The sequence below is a fragment of the Coleofasciculus sp. F4-SAH-05 genome (assembly GCF_040222985.1).
GTDB lineage: Bacteria > Cyanobacteriota > Cyanobacteriia > Cyanobacteriales > Coleofasciculaceae > Coleofasciculus > Coleofasciculus chthonoplastes.
Window position 1 is genome coordinate 1 of record NZ_JAVKBY010000251.1, and the last position, 17,903, is coordinate 17,903.

Annotated in this window: 12 protein-coding genes and 1 pseudogene; 2 read left to right on the forward strand and 11 right to left on the reverse strand. The window is 45.1% G+C overall.

Annotation, left to right across the window (positions count from 1 at the left end; translation table 11 throughout):
• Positions 1-221 precede the first annotated feature (221 nt).
• Positions 222-701, reverse strand: a pseudogene (locus tag RIG27_RS30660) (ParA family protein); the annotation flags it as partial.
• Here RIG27_RS30660 and RIG27_RS30665 point away from each other — a divergent pair.
• Complete coding sequence (locus tag RIG27_RS30665) at positions 695-853, forward strand: hypothetical protein (RefSeq protein WP_446350876.1); 159 nt, start codon at positions 695-697, stop codon at positions 851-853. The pseudogene RIG27_RS30660 and the gene RIG27_RS30665 overlap by 7 nt on opposite strands.
• Positions 854-894: 41 nt before the next feature.
• On the opposite strand, the gene mfd is transcribed toward RIG27_RS30665, so the two are convergent.
• The 10 genes from mfd to RIG27_RS30715 all read right to left on the reverse strand — a co-directional run bounded on the left by mfd (position 895) and on the right by RIG27_RS30715 (position 16,221).
• Positions 895-4,482, reverse strand: a complete 3,588-nt coding sequence (gene mfd / locus RIG27_RS30670; protein ID WP_446350877.1) for a transcription-repair coupling factor — start codon at positions 4,480-4,482, stop codon at positions 895-897.
• A gap of 188 nt (positions 4,483-4,670) precedes the next feature.
• Positions 4,671-6,059, reverse strand: a complete 1,389-nt coding sequence (locus tag RIG27_RS30675; RefSeq protein ID WP_446350878.1) for an amidohydrolase family protein — start codon at positions 6,057-6,059, stop codon at positions 4,671-4,673.
• Between the two features lie 180 nt (positions 6,060-6,239).
• A complete protein-coding gene (locus RIG27_RS30680) occupies positions 6,240-6,536 on the reverse strand; it encodes an Mpo1-like protein (RefSeq protein WP_044207192.1) in 297 nt (98 codons plus the stop codon).
• A 152-nt stretch (positions 6,537-6,688) separates the two neighbouring features.
• Positions 6,689-8,269, reverse strand: a complete 1,581-nt coding sequence (locus RIG27_RS30685) for a mechanosensitive ion channel family protein (RefSeq protein WP_446350879.1) — start codon at positions 8,267-8,269, stop codon at positions 6,689-6,691.
• A gap of 169 nt (positions 8,270-8,438) precedes the next feature.
• The gene (locus RIG27_RS30690; RefSeq protein WP_446350880.1) at positions 8,439-9,263 is read right to left on the reverse strand and encodes a M90 family metallopeptidase; all 825 of its coding nucleotides are present in this window, start codon (positions 9,261-9,263) and stop codon (positions 8,439-8,441) included.
• Between the two features lie 91 nt (positions 9,264-9,354).
• Positions 9,355-9,717 carry a hypothetical protein gene (locus tag RIG27_RS30695; RefSeq protein WP_446350881.1) on the reverse strand — a complete coding sequence of 121 codons (363 nt, stop codon included), beginning with the start codon at positions 9,715-9,717 and terminating at the stop codon, positions 9,355-9,357.
• A 332-nt stretch (positions 9,718-10,049) separates the two neighbouring features.
• Positions 10,050-10,307, reverse strand: a complete 258-nt coding sequence (locus tag RIG27_RS30700; RefSeq protein ID WP_446350882.1) for a rhodanese-like domain-containing protein — start codon at positions 10,305-10,307, stop codon at positions 10,050-10,052.
• 479 nt (positions 10,308-10,786) lie between these two features.
• Positions 10,787-13,573 (reverse strand): GAF domain-containing sensor histidine kinase, encoded by a 2,787-nt coding sequence (locus RIG27_RS30705; protein WP_446350883.1) that lies wholly within the window; start codon positions 13,571-13,573, stop codon positions 10,787-10,789.
• 163 nt (positions 13,574-13,736) lie between these two features.
• Positions 13,737-14,567, reverse strand: a complete 831-nt coding sequence (locus RIG27_RS30710) for a prepilin peptidase (protein WP_446350884.1) — start codon at positions 14,565-14,567, stop codon at positions 13,737-13,739.
• 103 nt (positions 14,568-14,670) lie between these two features.
• On the reverse strand, positions 14,671-16,221 hold the full coding sequence (locus tag RIG27_RS30715) for a glycosyltransferase family 39 protein (RefSeq protein ID WP_446350885.1): 1,551 nt from the start codon (positions 16,219-16,221) through the stop codon (positions 14,671-14,673).
• A gap of 960 nt (positions 16,222-17,181) precedes the next feature.
• On the opposite strand from RIG27_RS30715, the gene dndE reads away from it, so the two are divergent.
• Positions 17,182-17,562 carry a DNA sulfur modification protein DndE gene (gene dndE / locus RIG27_RS30720; RefSeq protein ID WP_446350886.1) on the forward strand — a complete coding sequence of 127 codons (381 nt, stop codon included), beginning with the start codon at positions 17,182-17,184 and terminating at the stop codon, positions 17,560-17,562.
• Positions 17,563-17,903 lie beyond the last annotated feature (341 nt).

Sequence of the window (17,903 nt, forward strand, 5' to 3'; positions counted from 1 at the left end):
TCGTTCACGTAGTTACAAGCGTCCGCAAACGCCTGAAGAGTTGCCTCTAAGAAGGCAACTTGTTCAGGAGAGGGTTGGAGCTTTACAACTATTGTGAGAACTTGTTTCATGGCTAAACTATACCACCACATGGGATAGAAATAGAAAGAGAGAGATTGAAAATACTTCGGGGATTGACCCCTCGCATTTTCCGCTATCCCCCTACCCCTTACTTCGTTGAAGGGGTAGCCCCTCGCGATTCGGGTGGTTTGCGCCTCTAACGCTTCCCGGCGACTGCGAGAGTCTACCCGAGTTAACAATACCCGATGGGTGGTTCCGACTGGTGCGATCGCACGCCGTACTGTTTCCATTAAAACCGCTAAGTCCATCGGTGCGGGAGGTGTGGGTAAAATAATATAATCTGCGATCGCGACTACAGCAGTCAAGGCGTCTGAACGCAGGGCGGGGGGTGTATCCACAACGGCTATTGCGTAGTCTTTCAAGGTTTGTAGACGACTCAAGAGTTGAGGATTGGTTTCTTGGGCGATATCAAACCTGATTTCTCCCTCACTTCGTTCTACCCACCAACTGGCTGAACCTTGGGGATCAGTATCTACTAACAAAACCTGTTTTTTTTCCGCGAGTACGGCGGCTAAGTTGACTGAGGTTGTGGTTTTGCCAACACCTTCCTTGCCATTCATAATAGCGATTATATTTGTCATTCGTCATTTGTCATTCGTCATTTGTCATTCGTCATTTGTCTTATGTCATTCGTCATTTGTCATTTGTCATTTGTCATTCGTCATTTGTCATTTGTCATTCGTCATTCGTCATTCGGTCAGGGCGGGTTTTGTACAAATGTTATCATCAATAGCGAAACGTAATTCCCTAAACCCGCCCCTACACATTCAACATTTATACTGCTTCCGGTAAGGCTCCTCGCATCTTGCTTAACCAGTCAATTAAATTCTCTAACTGTTTATTGGCTTTGAGAACCCCTAATCCCCGTACTGTTACTTTACCAGGAGAATAGACAAAGCGCGATCGCAAATGTTTGGGTAGGTTTTCTTGTAATAGCTTCCAGGCGGGTTCCTCCATTGGCGTTTCTAGGGCGATGTGCTGTTTCCCTTCAGGTTTAATCCGACTAAATCCGAGAGACTTCGCCACCTGTTTCAGTTCCACAATCCGCAATAATTGCTCAACGGGTGCAGGTAAAGAACCATAGCGATCATGCCAATCTGCGGCAATTTGGACTAATTCTGACTGGGAATTCGCTGATGCTACTGTCCGATAGGCACTCATCTTTTGTTCCAAATCAGGGATATAATCAGCCGGGATAAAGGCAGTAAGATTTAAGTCAATTTGGGTATCATCAACTTGAGGAATTTCTTGTCCCTGAATCTCGCGAATGGCTTCTTGTAACATTTCCATATACAAATCAAAGCCAATTACATCCATTTGTCCCGACTGTTCCGCCCCGAGGAGATTTCCCACCCCCCGGATTTCCATATCCCGCGTCGCCAGTTGATACCCCGAACCTAACTGAGTAAACTCCTGAATCGCCCGTAAGCGCTTGCGGGCGGCGTCGGATAGGGTTTCTTGTTTGGGATAAAATAACCAAGCGTGTGCCTGCACCCCGGAACGCCCAACTCGCCCCCGCAGTTGGTAGAGTTGGGCTAAACCAAAGCGCTGGGCGTCTTCAATTAGGATGGTATTCACTCGCGGAATATCTAACCCGGATTCAATAATTGTGGTACAAACCAGGATATCCGCTTCCCCGTTACTAAAGGTGAGCATGGTGGCTTCTAATTCCCCTTCTGGAATTTGTCCATGGGCGATAGCCAGTCTCGCGCTAGGTATCATTTCCCGCAGTTTCGTGATGACGTCTTCAATTCCCTCAATTCGGGGAACCACGTAAAACACCTGTCCCCCCCGATCTAATTCGGTGCGAATTGCAGTACGAACCGCTTCTGGATTATAAGGGGCTAAATGGGTTTTAATCGGACGCCGAGAGGGAGGGGGAGTGGTAATTAAACTCATTTCCCGCACCCCGGAGAGGGACATATATAAGGTACGGGGAATCGGTGTGGCGGTTAATGTCAGGACATCAACTTGTGTTTTTAGGGTTTTAATTTTCTCCTTTTGGTTCACGCCAAAGCGCTGTTCTTCATCGACAACTAACATACCTAAGTCGCGAAAGTTGACAGTTTTGCTTAATAATTGATGGGTGCCAACAACGACATCTAGTTCTCCAGTAGAAAGGCGGCGCTGAATTTCCTGACGTTCCTGGGCGGTGCGGAAACGGTTGAGTAATCCCACATGAATCGGATAGGGGGCAAAGCGTTCTTTTAGGGTGTGGTAATGTTGTTGAGTAAGAATAGTTGTCGGGGCGAGAAAGGCGACTTGTTTGCCAGAGGTAATCACTTTAAAAATTGCCCGCAATGCTACCTCGGTTTTGCCAAAGCCCACATCCCCACAGACCAAGCGATCCATGGGGCGATCGCTCTCTAAATCTCGCTTTACGTCTTGCACTGCTTTGAGTTGATCGGGGGTGGGTTGATAGGGAAAGGATTCCTCTAATTCCTCTTGCCAGGATGAATCTTCTGGAAAGACATAACCGGATTGTTGACTGCGTTGGGCATAGAGTTTAAGTAAATCAACCGCCAGTTTCTTAATCGTTTTGCGAACCCGATTCTTGGTCTTTTCCCAGGCTTTACTGGACATTTTATTCAGTTGAGGCGCACGGCTATCGGCACGGCGATAGCGTGACAAAGCCCCTACCTGATCGGCGGCGACTCGTAATAAGCCATCGGCATATTTGATGACTAAATATTCACGGGTTTCATGGTTAAGGATGAGGCTTTCTAGCTTGACAAATTGACCAATTCCGTGGTTTTTATGCACCACATAATCCCCAGGAGTTAACTTATTCGGGTCAACTTGTTTCGATGCCGCACGGCGTCGTTTTCGCACATAACTGGGAGTGGCGAGAGTATGCTGTCCAAAAAACTCGCGATCGCTAATCACAACCAAGCGAAACGTGGGCAGGATAAAGCCTTCGATTTCCGCTAATCCGGAATATTTTACCGCCACAGGTGTTCTCTGGCTTTGCAGTTTATCAATCGCCGGATAATCGCGGGGATTGGGAACAAACTGGGCGGGACAATCATGTTCCTGTAACAGAGACACCGAACGACTCGGTTGAGCCGAAACCAGCCAAACCGAAAACTTGCGATCGCGTTCACTGCGGACAATTTCTGCAAGTTTGGCAAATTGGTGTGGTGTGGCGGGAATCGGGCGGCTGGCTAAATTCACCGCCGTCTCATTGGTGGCTTCTGCTAGTTCCGATAAATAGAGTAAGTTTTGAGTGTGTAGGGGCGGGTTTAGGGAATTTTGTTTCGTTGTTGATGATAACGTTTGATCAAAACCCGCCCTGACTGCGGTTTGCGTGTTGAATAATTCAGCATATTGACGATGCAGAGGGGGAAGGGGATGGGCTAACGTATCTAAATGTTCTTGAGCGTGTTCCACCCAGCGATCGCAATGAGCGCTACATTGTTCGGGTTCATCAATAGCAATCACTGTATTATCGGGCAAATAATCCAACAGGGACGCAGGTTGCTCAAAAGCAATCCCCAAGAAGCGACGACTCCCTTCCAGATGTCCCCCCGCTTGCCAAAGTGCCTGTTCCTCTTCCTCTAAATGAAGTTGCACCTGTTGGGCTTGTGCCTCACTGAGGGCATCCGTAATAATCGGGCTAAAATCAGTAGGGGTGAGTACCAGTTGCTCAATTTTATCTAGGGAGCGCTGGGTCGCGGGGTCAAATTCCCGCAGTTGTTCCAATTCATCCCCGAACCATTCCAGCCGCACCGGTAATTCAGCCGCAACCGGGAAAACATCCACAATATCACCGCGCCGACTCCATTGACCTTCCATTTCCACCAGTGGCACTCGATCATACCCCAAGCGGGCTAATTGGTTATCGATGTCTTTAATATCCCTTGTCATCCCTTGGTTAATCGTCAGACAATAGGGATCAAACGCCGTGACTGGCGGTAAATGGGGTTGAAGTGCAGCGTGGGTGGCGACAATAGCCAGTCCGTTAAGGGTTGAAGGTTGATTATCCGGGGGAGACTCTAGAGTATCCTGATCAGAACGTGACAAATGACCAACCAAATCGGCTAATACCTGCATTTGTCCCCAGATCATTTCCGATTCTGGGTCAAAAGGTTCGTAGGGTGACGCTTCTGAGGTGGGATAGAAATGAACCGTTTGCCAGTTCATCGCCTCCAATTGCACAGCCCAGCGACTGGCTTCCTCCAATGTGGCGCAGACAACCAAAAGATTGCGCCCTGCGGCTTGAGCGATGGCAGATGAGACTAATCCCTTAGGGAGACGGGCAATCCCATTCAGGTGCAAAGACGACTGACGATTCAGTTTAGAGAGGAGTTCACCCGTCAGGGGCGATCGTTCCAGAGTCCGAATGATAGAAGAGAATGCCATGATTCACCGCACGTTATTAGAAATAAGCTGTTCGGCATTTAAACCTTAATGTCAATAATGGCGAAAGGATGGTAGTGCGAGCATCTTGCTCGCTACTAATACCCAATTTAAATGCATGACAGCTTAGACAACCCAAGCAGTAGAGACGTTGCCTGCAACGTCTCTACAAATCAGGTCGCCCGATTGTTTTAAACGCTACCAACCATGGGTTTTTCTGGCAAGGATTGACGTAAACGATCGCCATATAAGGCTAACGCATTCCCCGCCAACAACAGTCCCAGATGTTCCCGGTCATAATCCGCCACGGTTGCCGCATCTTTGACACAGCCGTGCAGCACACCATCCCAGTGACCATAATCCCCAGAGAAGCAGGTTAAATGCTTACCAATTTCACCCATCGCCACAGGTAAATACGCTGGACCCGGATCATCGGATTCAAAGGAGGTAAAAATTTGACCCCGTTCAAAATACTCGAAGGGGTCACGGTGACGCAAGTCATAATGTTCATACAAGCTAGCATCCTCAATTTTGGTCGGATCATGTGCCGCATTCCACAATAAATCAAACAGGTTTTTCGCCTGAGAGATAATATTGACATTATCCCGACCGCCTTTTTCCTGAATCATCAACTTGGTGAATTCCATTAAAGACGGGCGATAGGGATGTTTCGGGTCAAAGTCGCGAATCCGCTTTTCCCAATGTTCGTGGAATGCATGGGCTAAATCCGGTAGCCAACCACAACCGCCTTCTAAGAAGCCAACCCGTAGGGTGGGGAATTGTTCAAATGCCCCATCAAATACCATCCGGGCTAATGCCAATTGTTGCTGGTTGCGCTGGACAAAAATGTGGTTGAGGACAAACGTCTCTAGATGATCCGCAATTCCGCCCACCATGTAGGAACCGGGTCCACCGTGAATCCCTAAGCCAATATCCAAGTCTACCGCCGCCTGTAAAATCGGACGGAAGTCAGGATGGCTAATTGCCTTACAGGTGCGAATTTCGGGGAATGCATCGGGGGCTTTGGGATGGGGAATCGGCATATTGGGCGCAACGGCGACGCTAATCATCCCCAGTTCGTTGACGCAGCGATGCATTTCCTTAACCGCTTCATCTACATCCTGAAGACAAATAACCCCAATGGGTTTGAGGCGATTATCGTAGCCCCGGCAATCATCTGCCATGTAATTGTTGTAGGCGCGGCAGAGTGTGATCGCAAAGTCTTTATCCAGAATACTGGAAAAGATCAGATTCAGCGTACCAAAGATAACATGGACATCAATCCCCTCTTGATCCATGTGTTGAATCCGCACCCGATTGAACATCGCACCCAATGTGGTATCTGGATGCAGATTGCGAAAGCCACCTTTCCCTAATCCCTGAGGTTGGGGAAACATCCGCAAAAAGTCATTTTTCCCGGTTTCGGGATTAAAGTCTACAATCTTTGCCCGTTGGTCACCGAGACTATCAATCACTAAACCGACGCGCTCGCGATACTCTGGTTCTAGATAATCCCGCATAATCATCGGATTCTCTAGCTTATGAGCATCCGCATCGATCACTAGCAAGTCTTGATACATTCTCACTCCTCAATGTATTGATGAAGGCTTAAGTCTTTAATGTTACTAAATGTTACGAATTCGGGCTATAGGAAAAGAAGGCTCCAAGGGGTAGAAGGAAAAAATGCCCCAAGAATTTGGTACACCCTGCTCCCAGACGTGCCATGGCACGTCTCTACATTGCTCCCCCTGCTTCCCCCATCACCCTTTCCTCGCGGGGCGCAACCCAAACCAGTTCTCGAATGACCAAGACAGGGATGCGAGGATGGTGATACCAGGATATTTGCGAAATGCGGGTTCATTCTTCTCAAAGAACGCATGTCCCCCTAACGCAAAGACTTGGGTGAGGATGACGCAAATCAAGGTCAACCGCCAATCATAGAATAGTAGGATAACGGCTGCGATCGCGAGTAAGTTGGTGAGGTGGTGCAGCCTCTGATTGATCGGATGCCGATGACTAGCGATGAAATGGGCTTTGGCTTCTTGGAAGTTGTTCAACAATGGGACTCTCCTAGGGTGATACTCAACTAAGTAAGCTTAAAACATTTTAGTGCCGTGGCACACCTAATTGAGTGGATTAATAGTACGTCAAGAAACCCTAGGGACGCAAGGTTGAGTCCTTTACAGTTTCTGGGCGTAAACATCTTAAATTATTCTTCATTTTTAATCGGAGCCGGAAGTAGAATCCCTTCGGAGCGCAAGGTATCCATAAACGTCTTCCGTAGAGTGCGCTGGATTTGAAGATGCTTTCCCGGCTTAACCTTCGTCAATGTCTTTAGCAACAAGTTAGACTCCCCTAGACTTTCCACACCATCAACTTGTGTAGGTTCGAGGACATCGGGATCATTGGTGTTTAACTCCTGTCCGACTTCCTCAACAACTTGATAAACTTGGGCTAAGTTGGCATTATAGGGTACGCCAACTTCCACGACGGCAAAAATGTATTCTTTGGAGTAGTTAATCACTGAGCCAATCGCACCATTGCGAATAATCTGTAATTGACCATTGGGATGTCTGAGGCGGGTGGTTCTCAGTTCAATCGCCTCCACCGTCCCCTCGACGACTTTCTCTTCCACGTTCCCGGCTTCAATATAATCCCCGACTAAATAGTAGTTTTCAAATAGAATAAAGAAGCCACAAACCATATCGTTAACCAGTTCCTGGGCGCCAAATCCTACCGCTAGACCAAGAATACCCGCACCGGCTAGGATAGGAGTTGGATCAATATCAAGAGTATACAGGATAGAAACCCCAACGGCGAAATAAATTGAGTATTGCAATATACTGCGAAACAGGGGAACTAGCGTTAAGCGTCTGCTTTGTTGCCTTTCGGTCAATTTTTTCTCTTTAAAGACTAATTCTTCCGCCAGTAAATAAACCACATCATAAAACACCCGACTCAAAAATATCATGGTGATGATTTTGATAATTCGCAGCCAAAAATCGGACAGGTTGGCGATGAATTCAACCTGATCAGTGACCAGTATAGCGATGCAGGCGTAGAGAACCAATTCCAAACACCGCTTCAGAAAGGGAATTAGATGCCGGAGGCGATCGTAAAATCGTAATAGGTTATCAGGGCTGGAGTATCTGATGCTCAGAGCATCTAGAATATCTACGATCACCGCTGCCGCTTTAATGATCAGTAATCCAACTGCAATAATCAAATAGATTCGTAGGGCGACAAAAATATAGTCAGAAATTACGTCTGGTAAATTTAAAAACAGACTACAGCAACCGATAATCCACAGCCAACTCCCCCATTTTATTCTTTTATAAAGTTCTGCGAAAAAAGTATCAATACTTTCATCATCGGTGCTACTGCTGTCTATATTTTTGGCGTGAGTACTCGCTATATTCAGGCAATAGTTGATAAATTTTAGAGCGATTGCCGCTAAAATTACCGCACCAATACTTTGAAAAATGCCACCTGCCAGTCTTAGCCAAAATTCGGGTGGAATAAGCCTAATTAGGTCGAGAGTATATTTTTGTAAGTCTTTCCCTTGATAGATCAGGAAACCATTAACACCGACAATCACAAGGCACAGCACCAAGCCAGTCAGTAGCAACGATCCGGTGATATTCCGACGCAGGATTTTGACTCGTTGAGTGCTGATATTAAATAGTGGGTATTTAATCAACAGCTTTGATGACTTATCCATAAGCCAAGTCAAAACTAAAAAAATGATAATTACCACGCTGACTTCAGCTAAAATGATTAATGCGTTCATAATTTTTATTCGTAAAAAATAACATCATAGCATTACGATGCTACGTTAGGACATCAGTTAATCTAAGCGGGAACAGGGAACAAGGAACAGCAAAGAATGTCCTAACCTGTCTGAGTACCGCTATACCTCTTATTCTGAGAAGAGTGCAAGATTACAAAGCCATTTTTGTTCACGTCCACTCCAATGGATCTAGCTTGTAATAGTGTTTCAATTGCAGATAAAGTGCAGCATGTTTCCGCACCATTTGCTCAGATTTTTCAAAGAATGTCTCTGTCGCTACAGCAAAAAATTCAGCCGGATCAGTTGCCCCATATTTATTCATCACTGTTTTTCTCCCGCGTTGAGCATCACGTTGTAATTGTTCATACTCTTGTGTAAATACCTGCGCCCACATCTGATAATCGGCTTTAGAGTCCAGCTTGGGTACACCGTTAATCATACCATCAGTTTGATCTAGCTGATGGGCAAATTCATGGAGAACCACATTATGTCCATCCTGCCAATTCTGGATATCATATTCGATTTGCTGCCAGGATAGGACAAGTTGATCTCGTGTCCAAGATTCCCCCAGTCTCACTTCATCTCTTTCTTCTACAATATAATCACTGATTCGCTTGGTTGGTTTGACTCGGTACGCGCTGGGATAAACCAGAATTGAAACTAAATTGGGGTAATAGTTCCCTCTATCATTCAGTAAAAGCAGACAAGCTTGAGCAGCAATTGTCAGTTTTATTTCTTCAGTAATCTGTAATCCTATACAGCCAATAAACTGTTTTTCAGCTAAAAAAACAGCCATGTAACCCTGGAGGTTTCGTTGTTGGGATTGAGGTAGACGGTAATAAAATGGCAAGAGTTGCTCGATAAACCTTTGCCAACGCCGAGGAAACGATTTATTTTTGATGCGGTTCCGTCGCCATTTAGTCAGAAGTGGACTCAAGAGAACCCCAGCACAAATCCCAACAATAATTAATCCAACAATAATAGCTTCAACCATATAATTTAGACCGATAAGGTTCTATCGATATCTAATAACTAACTGGAATAAACCCGCCATTCTAGGGGAGCAAGAGGCGAGGTTAACTAGATTACTGAGGCTCAAGGAAATCATAGAGAATTTCATCAGGTTCATCCTCAATGTCTTTCCAATCCTTAGATAAATCAGATGCGATCGCGGATTGTGCGGATTGTTGGGTTGGGGTATTATTAGCCTTTACCTGACTCAGCGCCGCTACGTGTTGGCTGAGGCGGTCTACTTTTTCGGCGAGGGTATCCAGTTGTTCAACGGTAGCATAGCGTTTGGCTTCTTCGCCTAGCTGGAAAAATTGAGTCAAGATTTCCACAACCGCCGAGTCAAGGGAGTCAAGTTGGTTTTTCTGTTGGTAGGTTATCAAAGATTGGTAGAGGGAATCGGAAATAGAAACACTAGGAAGTTTTTTGTTAGAATTCATAAGTTTTGCCCTTCAAACTAGAGTACAAGGATTCAATGCGTTGTAGTTTTTCAATCAGCTTTTGTTCTTCCGTCAAGATGATTCCCTCTCGGCTTCAATTCAAATTGACCACTGATTGTTAATATATCATGCTGCGAGAATAGTGTAACGTAGTAATGTAGGGTGGGTTAGGCGGCATCTAAATCGAAGCGATAATCATTTAATGGAGTATCCGCCGTAACCCACCGATGTTAACGGAAAAATATATTATTGAATCAATATTTCAGGGTATTAGCGTTACTTGTAAGGACACGGCAATGCCGTGTCCCTACGAAATTTACCGACTCTTAATTTTATGCCGATTGTTGCACGGGTAAATCGGCACTCTTCCAAGCACTCCATGAACCGGGAATGTTGATGACATTCTCAAACCCATGCTTTTGCAGCAAACTGGCAGCAATAGATGCCCGATATCCACTCCCACAGTAGGTGGCTACGGTTTTAGTTTTATCTAACTTATCCAGTTTTTCTTCGAGATGGGGGACATAAATATGTTCAGCGCCAGGGATACAGCCACTGTTAAATTCTTTATCGGTTCGCACATCTAACACCGTCAGCTTTGTGGCGTTTTCCCTGAACGTCTAACTCCTTGTTAAAATGCTGATTATTTAAGGTTTAAAGGTTTAGAAACTTGGCTCTATAGTCTTGAGTTCACTGTAACGTCAGCCGCAGGTTAACTCCCTGATGAGGGTAACAGAATTGAGCTAACGTAGTTATTCACTTGTTTTATTTTATTTACACAGAATTTAATGTAGAAATCTTATTAAAGTGTTAGCCTGAAAAGAGAGGGTGTTTGAATCAACGCCAAAGCCAAACTTCAAGCGTGGCGGATATGTTCATTTGCTTAATGAAGCCATAAGGACACCCAAACGTTGATAACAACGCAGAAACGGAACTTGTCAAATACCCTCTGAGCAGACTCAAGAGGACGAAAATTGCCCCAGAATTAATGCCGAGCTGCATTAAGGAAAGTCGGGGCGGGTTTAGTGGCATCTGGGTAAACCAGAAACGATATGGGATTAAGCTGTCATTATGACTTAGTAACAGGTAGCTTAATTACAAACTCTGTTCCTTGAGGATGATGGGAATGACATTGAAGCTGCCCCCCGTGTTTATCTACAACAATCTGATAGCTAATCGACAATCCTAAACCAGTGCCTTGACCGACAGGTTTGGTCGTAAAGAACGGGTCAAATATTCGAGATTGAACCTCTGCCTTGATGCCAGCGCCGTTGTCAGCAATACGAATAATTACCGAATTGGGTTCAACGAATTCTGTGTGAATCCAAATCATCGGTGAGGGGTGATGATTTATTGGGGATAGGTGATTGCTATTTCCTCTGTTGGCTGAAGGTAGTCCTGATAAATAGGCAGGATTATGAGCTTCGTCAAGGGCATCAATGGCATTGCTAATAATATTCATAAACACTTGATTGAGTTGACCGGGATAACATTTGACTAAAGGCAGTTGACCATAGTCTTTAACCAGTTTAATCTCAGGACGATTTCCCTGTTGTGTCAGTCGATGTTTTAAAATCAGCAATGTGCTATCAATCCCTTGATGGAGATTCACCCGCTTGCAATCGGCTTCATCGAGTCGGGAAAAGTGGCGTAAGGATTGGACAATTTCACTGATGCGACGAGCGCCTTCTTGCATTGAGGCGAGAAGTTTGGGGAAATCAGTGGTGATAAAGTCTAAATCAATCTCATCGATGTATTCAGCAATCTCAGCAACAGGTTTAGGATAATGTTTGCCATAGAGTTGGACTAGGTGCAGCAAGTCTTGTGCATAGTCAGAGGCGGGAGGAATGTTGCCGTAGATGAAGCTGGTGGGGTTGTTGATTTCATGGGCTACCCCGGCGACGAGTTGCCCCAAACTAACCATTTTTTCATTCTGTACCAGTTGGGCTTGGGTGCGTTGGAGTTTCTGCAAGGCTTGTTCGAGTTGCAAGGCTCTTTCTCGTTCTTGCTGAGTGATTAAGTGCAAGGCTTCTTGGGAACGTTTGCTCTGGGTGATGTCGGAAAATGAGGTGACAACGGCGTAGGGTTGGCTGTCTCCGGGATGAAACAGGGGTTGAGAATTTATGCTAATCCAGGTGATATCATGTCTTTGTTCTTGGTAAACTGGCTCCTTCTGTTTTAGCCTCAGCCCTCCCCCCTTTGCCCTGTTTTCAGGAAGATGTGAGTCGTCCACTGAATCGGATAGGAGTGATGCTTCGGGTGGGGAAATTCCCATAATTACTCTTACTTGGGGTTTCCCTGTGCTTAAGGTGACCATCGCCGGATGGTCTTGGCTGGGGAAGGGGGAACCATCTTCCTGAATGATTTGTCCCCTCCAGTTCATACCGATTTGTCCGAGTATCTGTTGAGCCGAACGTCCTAAAATGTTTTCAGCACTGACATTACAGGCAATAATCTGACCATCGGCTTGCTGGAGTAGAATTCCCTCAGACATGGCGGTGACGACGGAACGATATCGTTGTTCGCTGACTCGTAGCTCTTTCTCTATCCGTTGCCGCTCGATCAGTTCCGCCTGTACTTTAGAATATAGCTCCGATTGTTGGAGTGCGATCGCGACTTGGGTGGCTAATTGCTGTAATAGCTCGATTTCGTAGGATTGCCAGTGCCGTTGACTACGACAGTGATGGACGATTAATAATCCCCAGAGTTTGTCACCTAAGAGAATCGGCACGACTAAGTTGGCGATGACTTGGAAGGGTTCGAGTAACTGGAGATGACAAGGCTGTAAACCTGCGGTATAAATATTAGCGATCGCTCTTACTCGACCTTGCTGATAGAGTTGAGCGTAGTCTTTGCCAAAACAGGGGTCATCTAGGGTTGTATTCAGAACGGCTGTCCAGGGTTCCCCCGCTGACTCTACCACAATCTGCCCACTCCAGTCTGGATTGAAGCGGTAAATTAATACTCGGTCTGTTTCTAGGAACTGTCGCACCTCGGTGACGGTGGTGTCAAGAATTTCATCCAGTTCTAAAGACTGGTGAATCCGTAAGGCAATTGCCCCGAATAATCGTTCACGTTGTTGCGCTGCGACGCGATCGCTGATATCTAGTAGAGTACCGAATAGTTTATGCACCTGACCTTGGGCATTGAAAATCGGTTCTCCCTGGGCGAAAAGATGGCGGATAAACCCATCAGGGCGTAGGATACGAAATTCTAGTTGGCACGATTTCCCCCGCACGAGTTGGTGAACCGTCTTTTTCCAAGCTTTTCTGTCATTGGCATGAATTTTTTGCCAATGTTCCCGGAAAGTGGGGGTAGATTGTCTTGGAGAAAGACCATAAATGCAGAAGGTTTCATTGGACCACTTAATATCTTTGGTCGCTAAATCGAATTCCCAACTTCCCACATGGGCAACTTTTTGAGCTTGGGCAAGATGGGTTTTTTCCTGCCAGAGTTCCGCTTGGGCTTTTTGACGTTTCTTAATTTCGGCTTCGAGTTGGGCGGTGCTGGGGATTGTCAGGGCTTGGGGAAGTAGTCTGATGAGTTCCCCTGCGGTGACTACGGAAATCAGGGCAGTCACGGCTTTTATCCAACCTGATACCCAGTAATTCGGATGCCAAAGCGTCCAGATTTCCATAATATGGGTCGTACCACAGGCAATGATGAAAACACTAAATAAGAGGAAAATCCAGTTAAACGGGACATCGCTTCTTTTGGTAACGAAATAGGTTAGCGTTAGGGGAATGGAGTAATATGCCAATGCGGTGAAACAATCAGAGATTAGGTGTAACCCCACTAATTCCGGCTTCCAGAGGTAGCAATGTCCGTGGGGAATGAAAAATTCGGCTAATACCATAGGATTATAAAAGACTCTGAATAAAGAGTATTAAAAGGGTAGATTTAATGAGTATGCTGTTCTTTATACTCTACTCTGGCTCTATTAGGCAAACGGAACAAATCATTACTATTCCCTATTCCCTTTCTTCACCCCCCCTACTTATTCAGTAAGCCCGACTTAATTAAAGGGCAAACGATAAGGGAAAAAATAGTCGTAGATAAGCTGACAAAATAGCTTCTCCCAAAAAAACTGTCAATCCAGCGCCTAAAGCTAGAAAAGGTCCAAAGGGCATGGGTTGTCGCCGATTCAGCCAACCCATTGCCATGGCACCACCCCCAGCAAATGCGCCGACTGCACAGGCTAAAAATCCAGCTAACAGTAAATACTTCCATCCTAACCAAGCGCCCATCATTGCGGCTAATTTGGCATCTCCTCCACCCATGGCGGTTTGTCCAAAGAGGATAGAACCGACTAAGGTGATGATGTCAAATAACCAAATTCCGAGAGCCGCCCCACTTATTCCTGTCATCAGTTGAACCGATATATCGGACAGTTGAGCAGTTTGGAAAAAAGCGAATGCGCCTTGAAAGACTATACCTGCAACTAATCCCGACTGGGTGAGTGAGTTGGGGAGTGTCATTGTATCGAGATCAATTAAGGATAGGGCTAATAACCAACTTAAAAATGCCCAATACCCAAAGGTTTCTATGCTTAAGCTATATTGTAAAAAAACGAATAAAAATAAGCATCCTGTGATGGCTTCAACTAGGGGATAACGCCAAGAGATGCGACTACGACAATGACGACAGCGCCCTTTTAAACACAGCCAACCCAAGATAGGGATATTCTCGCGTTTTCCGAGTTTATGTAAGCAATGCGGACAACGGGAGGGAGGGAAAAGAATGGATAAATTGGCAGGTAGGCGATAAACAACGACGTTGAGAAAGCTGCCGATAGATGCGCCGAGGGCAAAGACGATGAAAGCGGTTACGATGATAATTAAAGTATCCATGTTGAATCACGTTGTAGTGGCGTGGCACACCTAAGTAGGTGGACACAATTAAAGTTAACTGTTGAGATTAGGGAACAGGGAACAGGGAACAGGGAACAGGGAACTATTCCACTCTCCATAACCAGGATTTTGAGTTGGGTTCTTCGGTTACTTTATGATGGGTTTGTATGGCTTGTTTCAAGGGTTCTGTGGGTCGATAGACAAAGATGGGGGAAAAGGTATCTGGAATTTGGGGAACGCTAGGGGGTAGAACCATCTGGAGATGAACGTCTGGATTCAGGGAATGACTGAGAGAAAACATAATTCCCGGAATTTTATCACTAACCACGAGGGGATTTTTGGCTTGATTGACAATTTCAGTCACTTGCGGATTATATCGACTTTTACTATGACTTTTGTGCCACCACACCGGAAATTGGGCGCTGACGATACAGGAGATAATAGCGCAAAATGAGAGTGCGATCGCGCCGTATTGCCAGCGCTTCAAATGCTTTGTTTTACCGTTAATTGCGGTAGTTTTGGCGGTGATTAAATAAGCGACTGCTATTTGAATTCCTAAATAACTGGGAATGGCGTATCGGGTAATACTAGAACGACGCCCGCCTAAAATCACATCGGGTCCAATCAGGGCAATTCCGGTAACACCAATTAAGGTGATAATAAACACCCAAGCGTTGAGGGGGGCTTGGCGATACAGATAGTACAGCGCATAACCGGCTAATAACGCACTGAGATAATGCAGTGGACTAAAGGGGCTGGTTCCTTGATTCACATCAAAGAAAATTCGACTCAGATTTAATCCCCAAAATAAGGGTAAAAATCCTTCTCGATTCAAGTTAACCGAGGCGGTATTGTCTACGAATTTGGAAAAATGGCTAATCACAATCCCTAGCCAGGGTAAAAATAGGAGTAGCCCGACTAGAGATGATACTAAATACTTCGTTAGTTTGCGACTCCAGCGAAATCCTTCAGTGACTAAAACATAAATACCATGTCCAATAGACACGAAGGCGGAAAAGGGATGAGTATAAAGTCCCAGCGCCACAGTTACTCCGTAAATTCCCCAACTCGGTAAAGTTTTTAATCGGATGGCTCGCAATAATGCCGCACTTGATACTAGAATAGTTACTGTCCACAAACTATATTCTCGTGCTTCTTGGGCGTACAAGACATGGAACGGGGAAATCGCTAGAATCGCAACACCAACCCAACTTACTGTCGATAATCCAAACAGTTCCCAACATAACCAGTACATACAAGGAAATGCCAGAAAACTGATTAATACGGATAAGAAGCGAATGGTGACAACTGAATGACCAAAGAGTTGCAACCAGAACCGTGCCATTAGATAATATAGGGGCGAATGTTCGGGATTCCCAGCTAAGGCGTTAATCGTGTCATTGAGATCTTTTTCTGGCGTGGGATACTGATATCGCTCTAAGAAGGCTGCAACTGGAATCACCTCACCGTCGAACGCCTGCTGGATAACTTCGGTTTGGGTATATCCAGAGATTCGCATTGAGGTCATTGTCTCATCGTACCAGTAAACCTTGCGATCGAGGTTATAGAAGCGGAAAAATATCCCCAGTACGATTAAGGCAATCAGTAAATTTCGCCACCCGGTTGGACTTAACGGTAATTTTTTTAACATCATTCATCAATCTCACCCACGCACCTTATTATAGGATTAATCAGGTGTGCCGTTTTCATCCAACTCTGAAATTATTTCCTCATACCCTAACCTTAATTGGCATAATTCTTTTATTCAAAGAAAAATTGTATCAGATATTTGATAACACTGATTTCGCTGAGTAAGGAGGAACGGTAGTGGTGGGGACTTTGCCGGTTATTCCCACTGATTTCACAGAGGTAGAGGTGTTAGCTCTCCATGGGACTAAGGATGAAAAGATGATTGCCCCCGGATAAAAAATGATTAGCTTGTGGGAGGACTATTTCCTCGTCTGTGTCAATCTGTGTGCTTCACTATTTGCTGTTCTATCTGTGCTATTCCGTCTGTGTAATCTGTGTTTTTGTCAAGTCTTGGTCATGATTTTTATCGTAAGTTTAAAAAAATACATGCGTCCAAGGGAACATTAACAGTGAGGCGAAAACTAGAAATTATACAAAGTTTTACTAGAATTCAAGGGTTTTAGCTTTGTCTAGATGATTAAAACTTACAAAGAACCCACCATAAATACTATACCTGAAAACCGCACATTTTACTCACAATCGCCGTAACCCTTGAAAATTCGTAGATTATTTTGGAAAAGGGGTCAAAAACGAGCAATTATAACGTTTTGTTGAGACAAGACTCTGATTGAAAAATTTAAACCTTTTAGGGAGGAAGGAATAGTTTAAATTATCAAAACTTGACAAGTTGAGCCAAAACGATGTTGAGTCAAGCTACAGATATGTCAGTAGCGAAGGAGAAAGAGTAACGGGGTATGTTGTGAATCGTGGTTATTGCCAAGAGAGCGATCGCCTGTAGTCATATCATTTGAGGTGAATGGAATGGCGGTGGTCATTTTGATATGATGAATTGTTCCCTGTTCTCTGTGACACACCGAGCGAAGTCGAGGTGTTCCCCTGTTACCTATTCCCTGTTCCCTGAAAAATGGAAATTGAACGCTTTAAACTTTCAAAATCAGCCAAAGACCAACTAACCAAACTCAAACGCTACACTAAAATTGATCAGTGGAATATTCTTTGCCGTTGGGCGTTTTGCCGTTCCCTGGCGGAACCGACTCAACCTTCACCTGTCCCGATTCCGGCTGACTCTAATGTGGAAATGACGTGGCGGGTGTTTGGTGGCGAATTGGCTGATATTTTGTTAATGGCGCTGAAACAACGCTGTCATCATGATGGTTTAGGGTGTGATAAGGATACTCTTACCACTCAATTTCGCCTTCATCTCCATCGGGGGATTGGGTATTTAGCGGGTGATCCCACGATTAAGACAATTGAAGATTTTATCGAAATTGCGAATAAGCAATAAATGTTCTTGGTTATTCACCTCTCTAAACCCTTCCATCATGCATGTCTGGTTATTTTCGATGACATTATGTGTGATGTATTCTGTGTTTGTTAACTCTGTAGGGGCGAGTTACAGGTTCCGGTTCATATGGGTCTATAGGTCGGCACATTTTCCCATGATGAAATAGTACCTAAAATTCGCGATCGCGTCAAGTCCTAATTCTTTTTATTTCGGGGACATTATCCCTTTGATGTCCAATGTTCACCTGCATATCCTTTGGGGTTCATCTGTGCAGAAAGGGGATGAAGACAGGATATTTTGGTGGGTTACGGTGGATAGCTAATTAAAGGATTGGTTGGGCT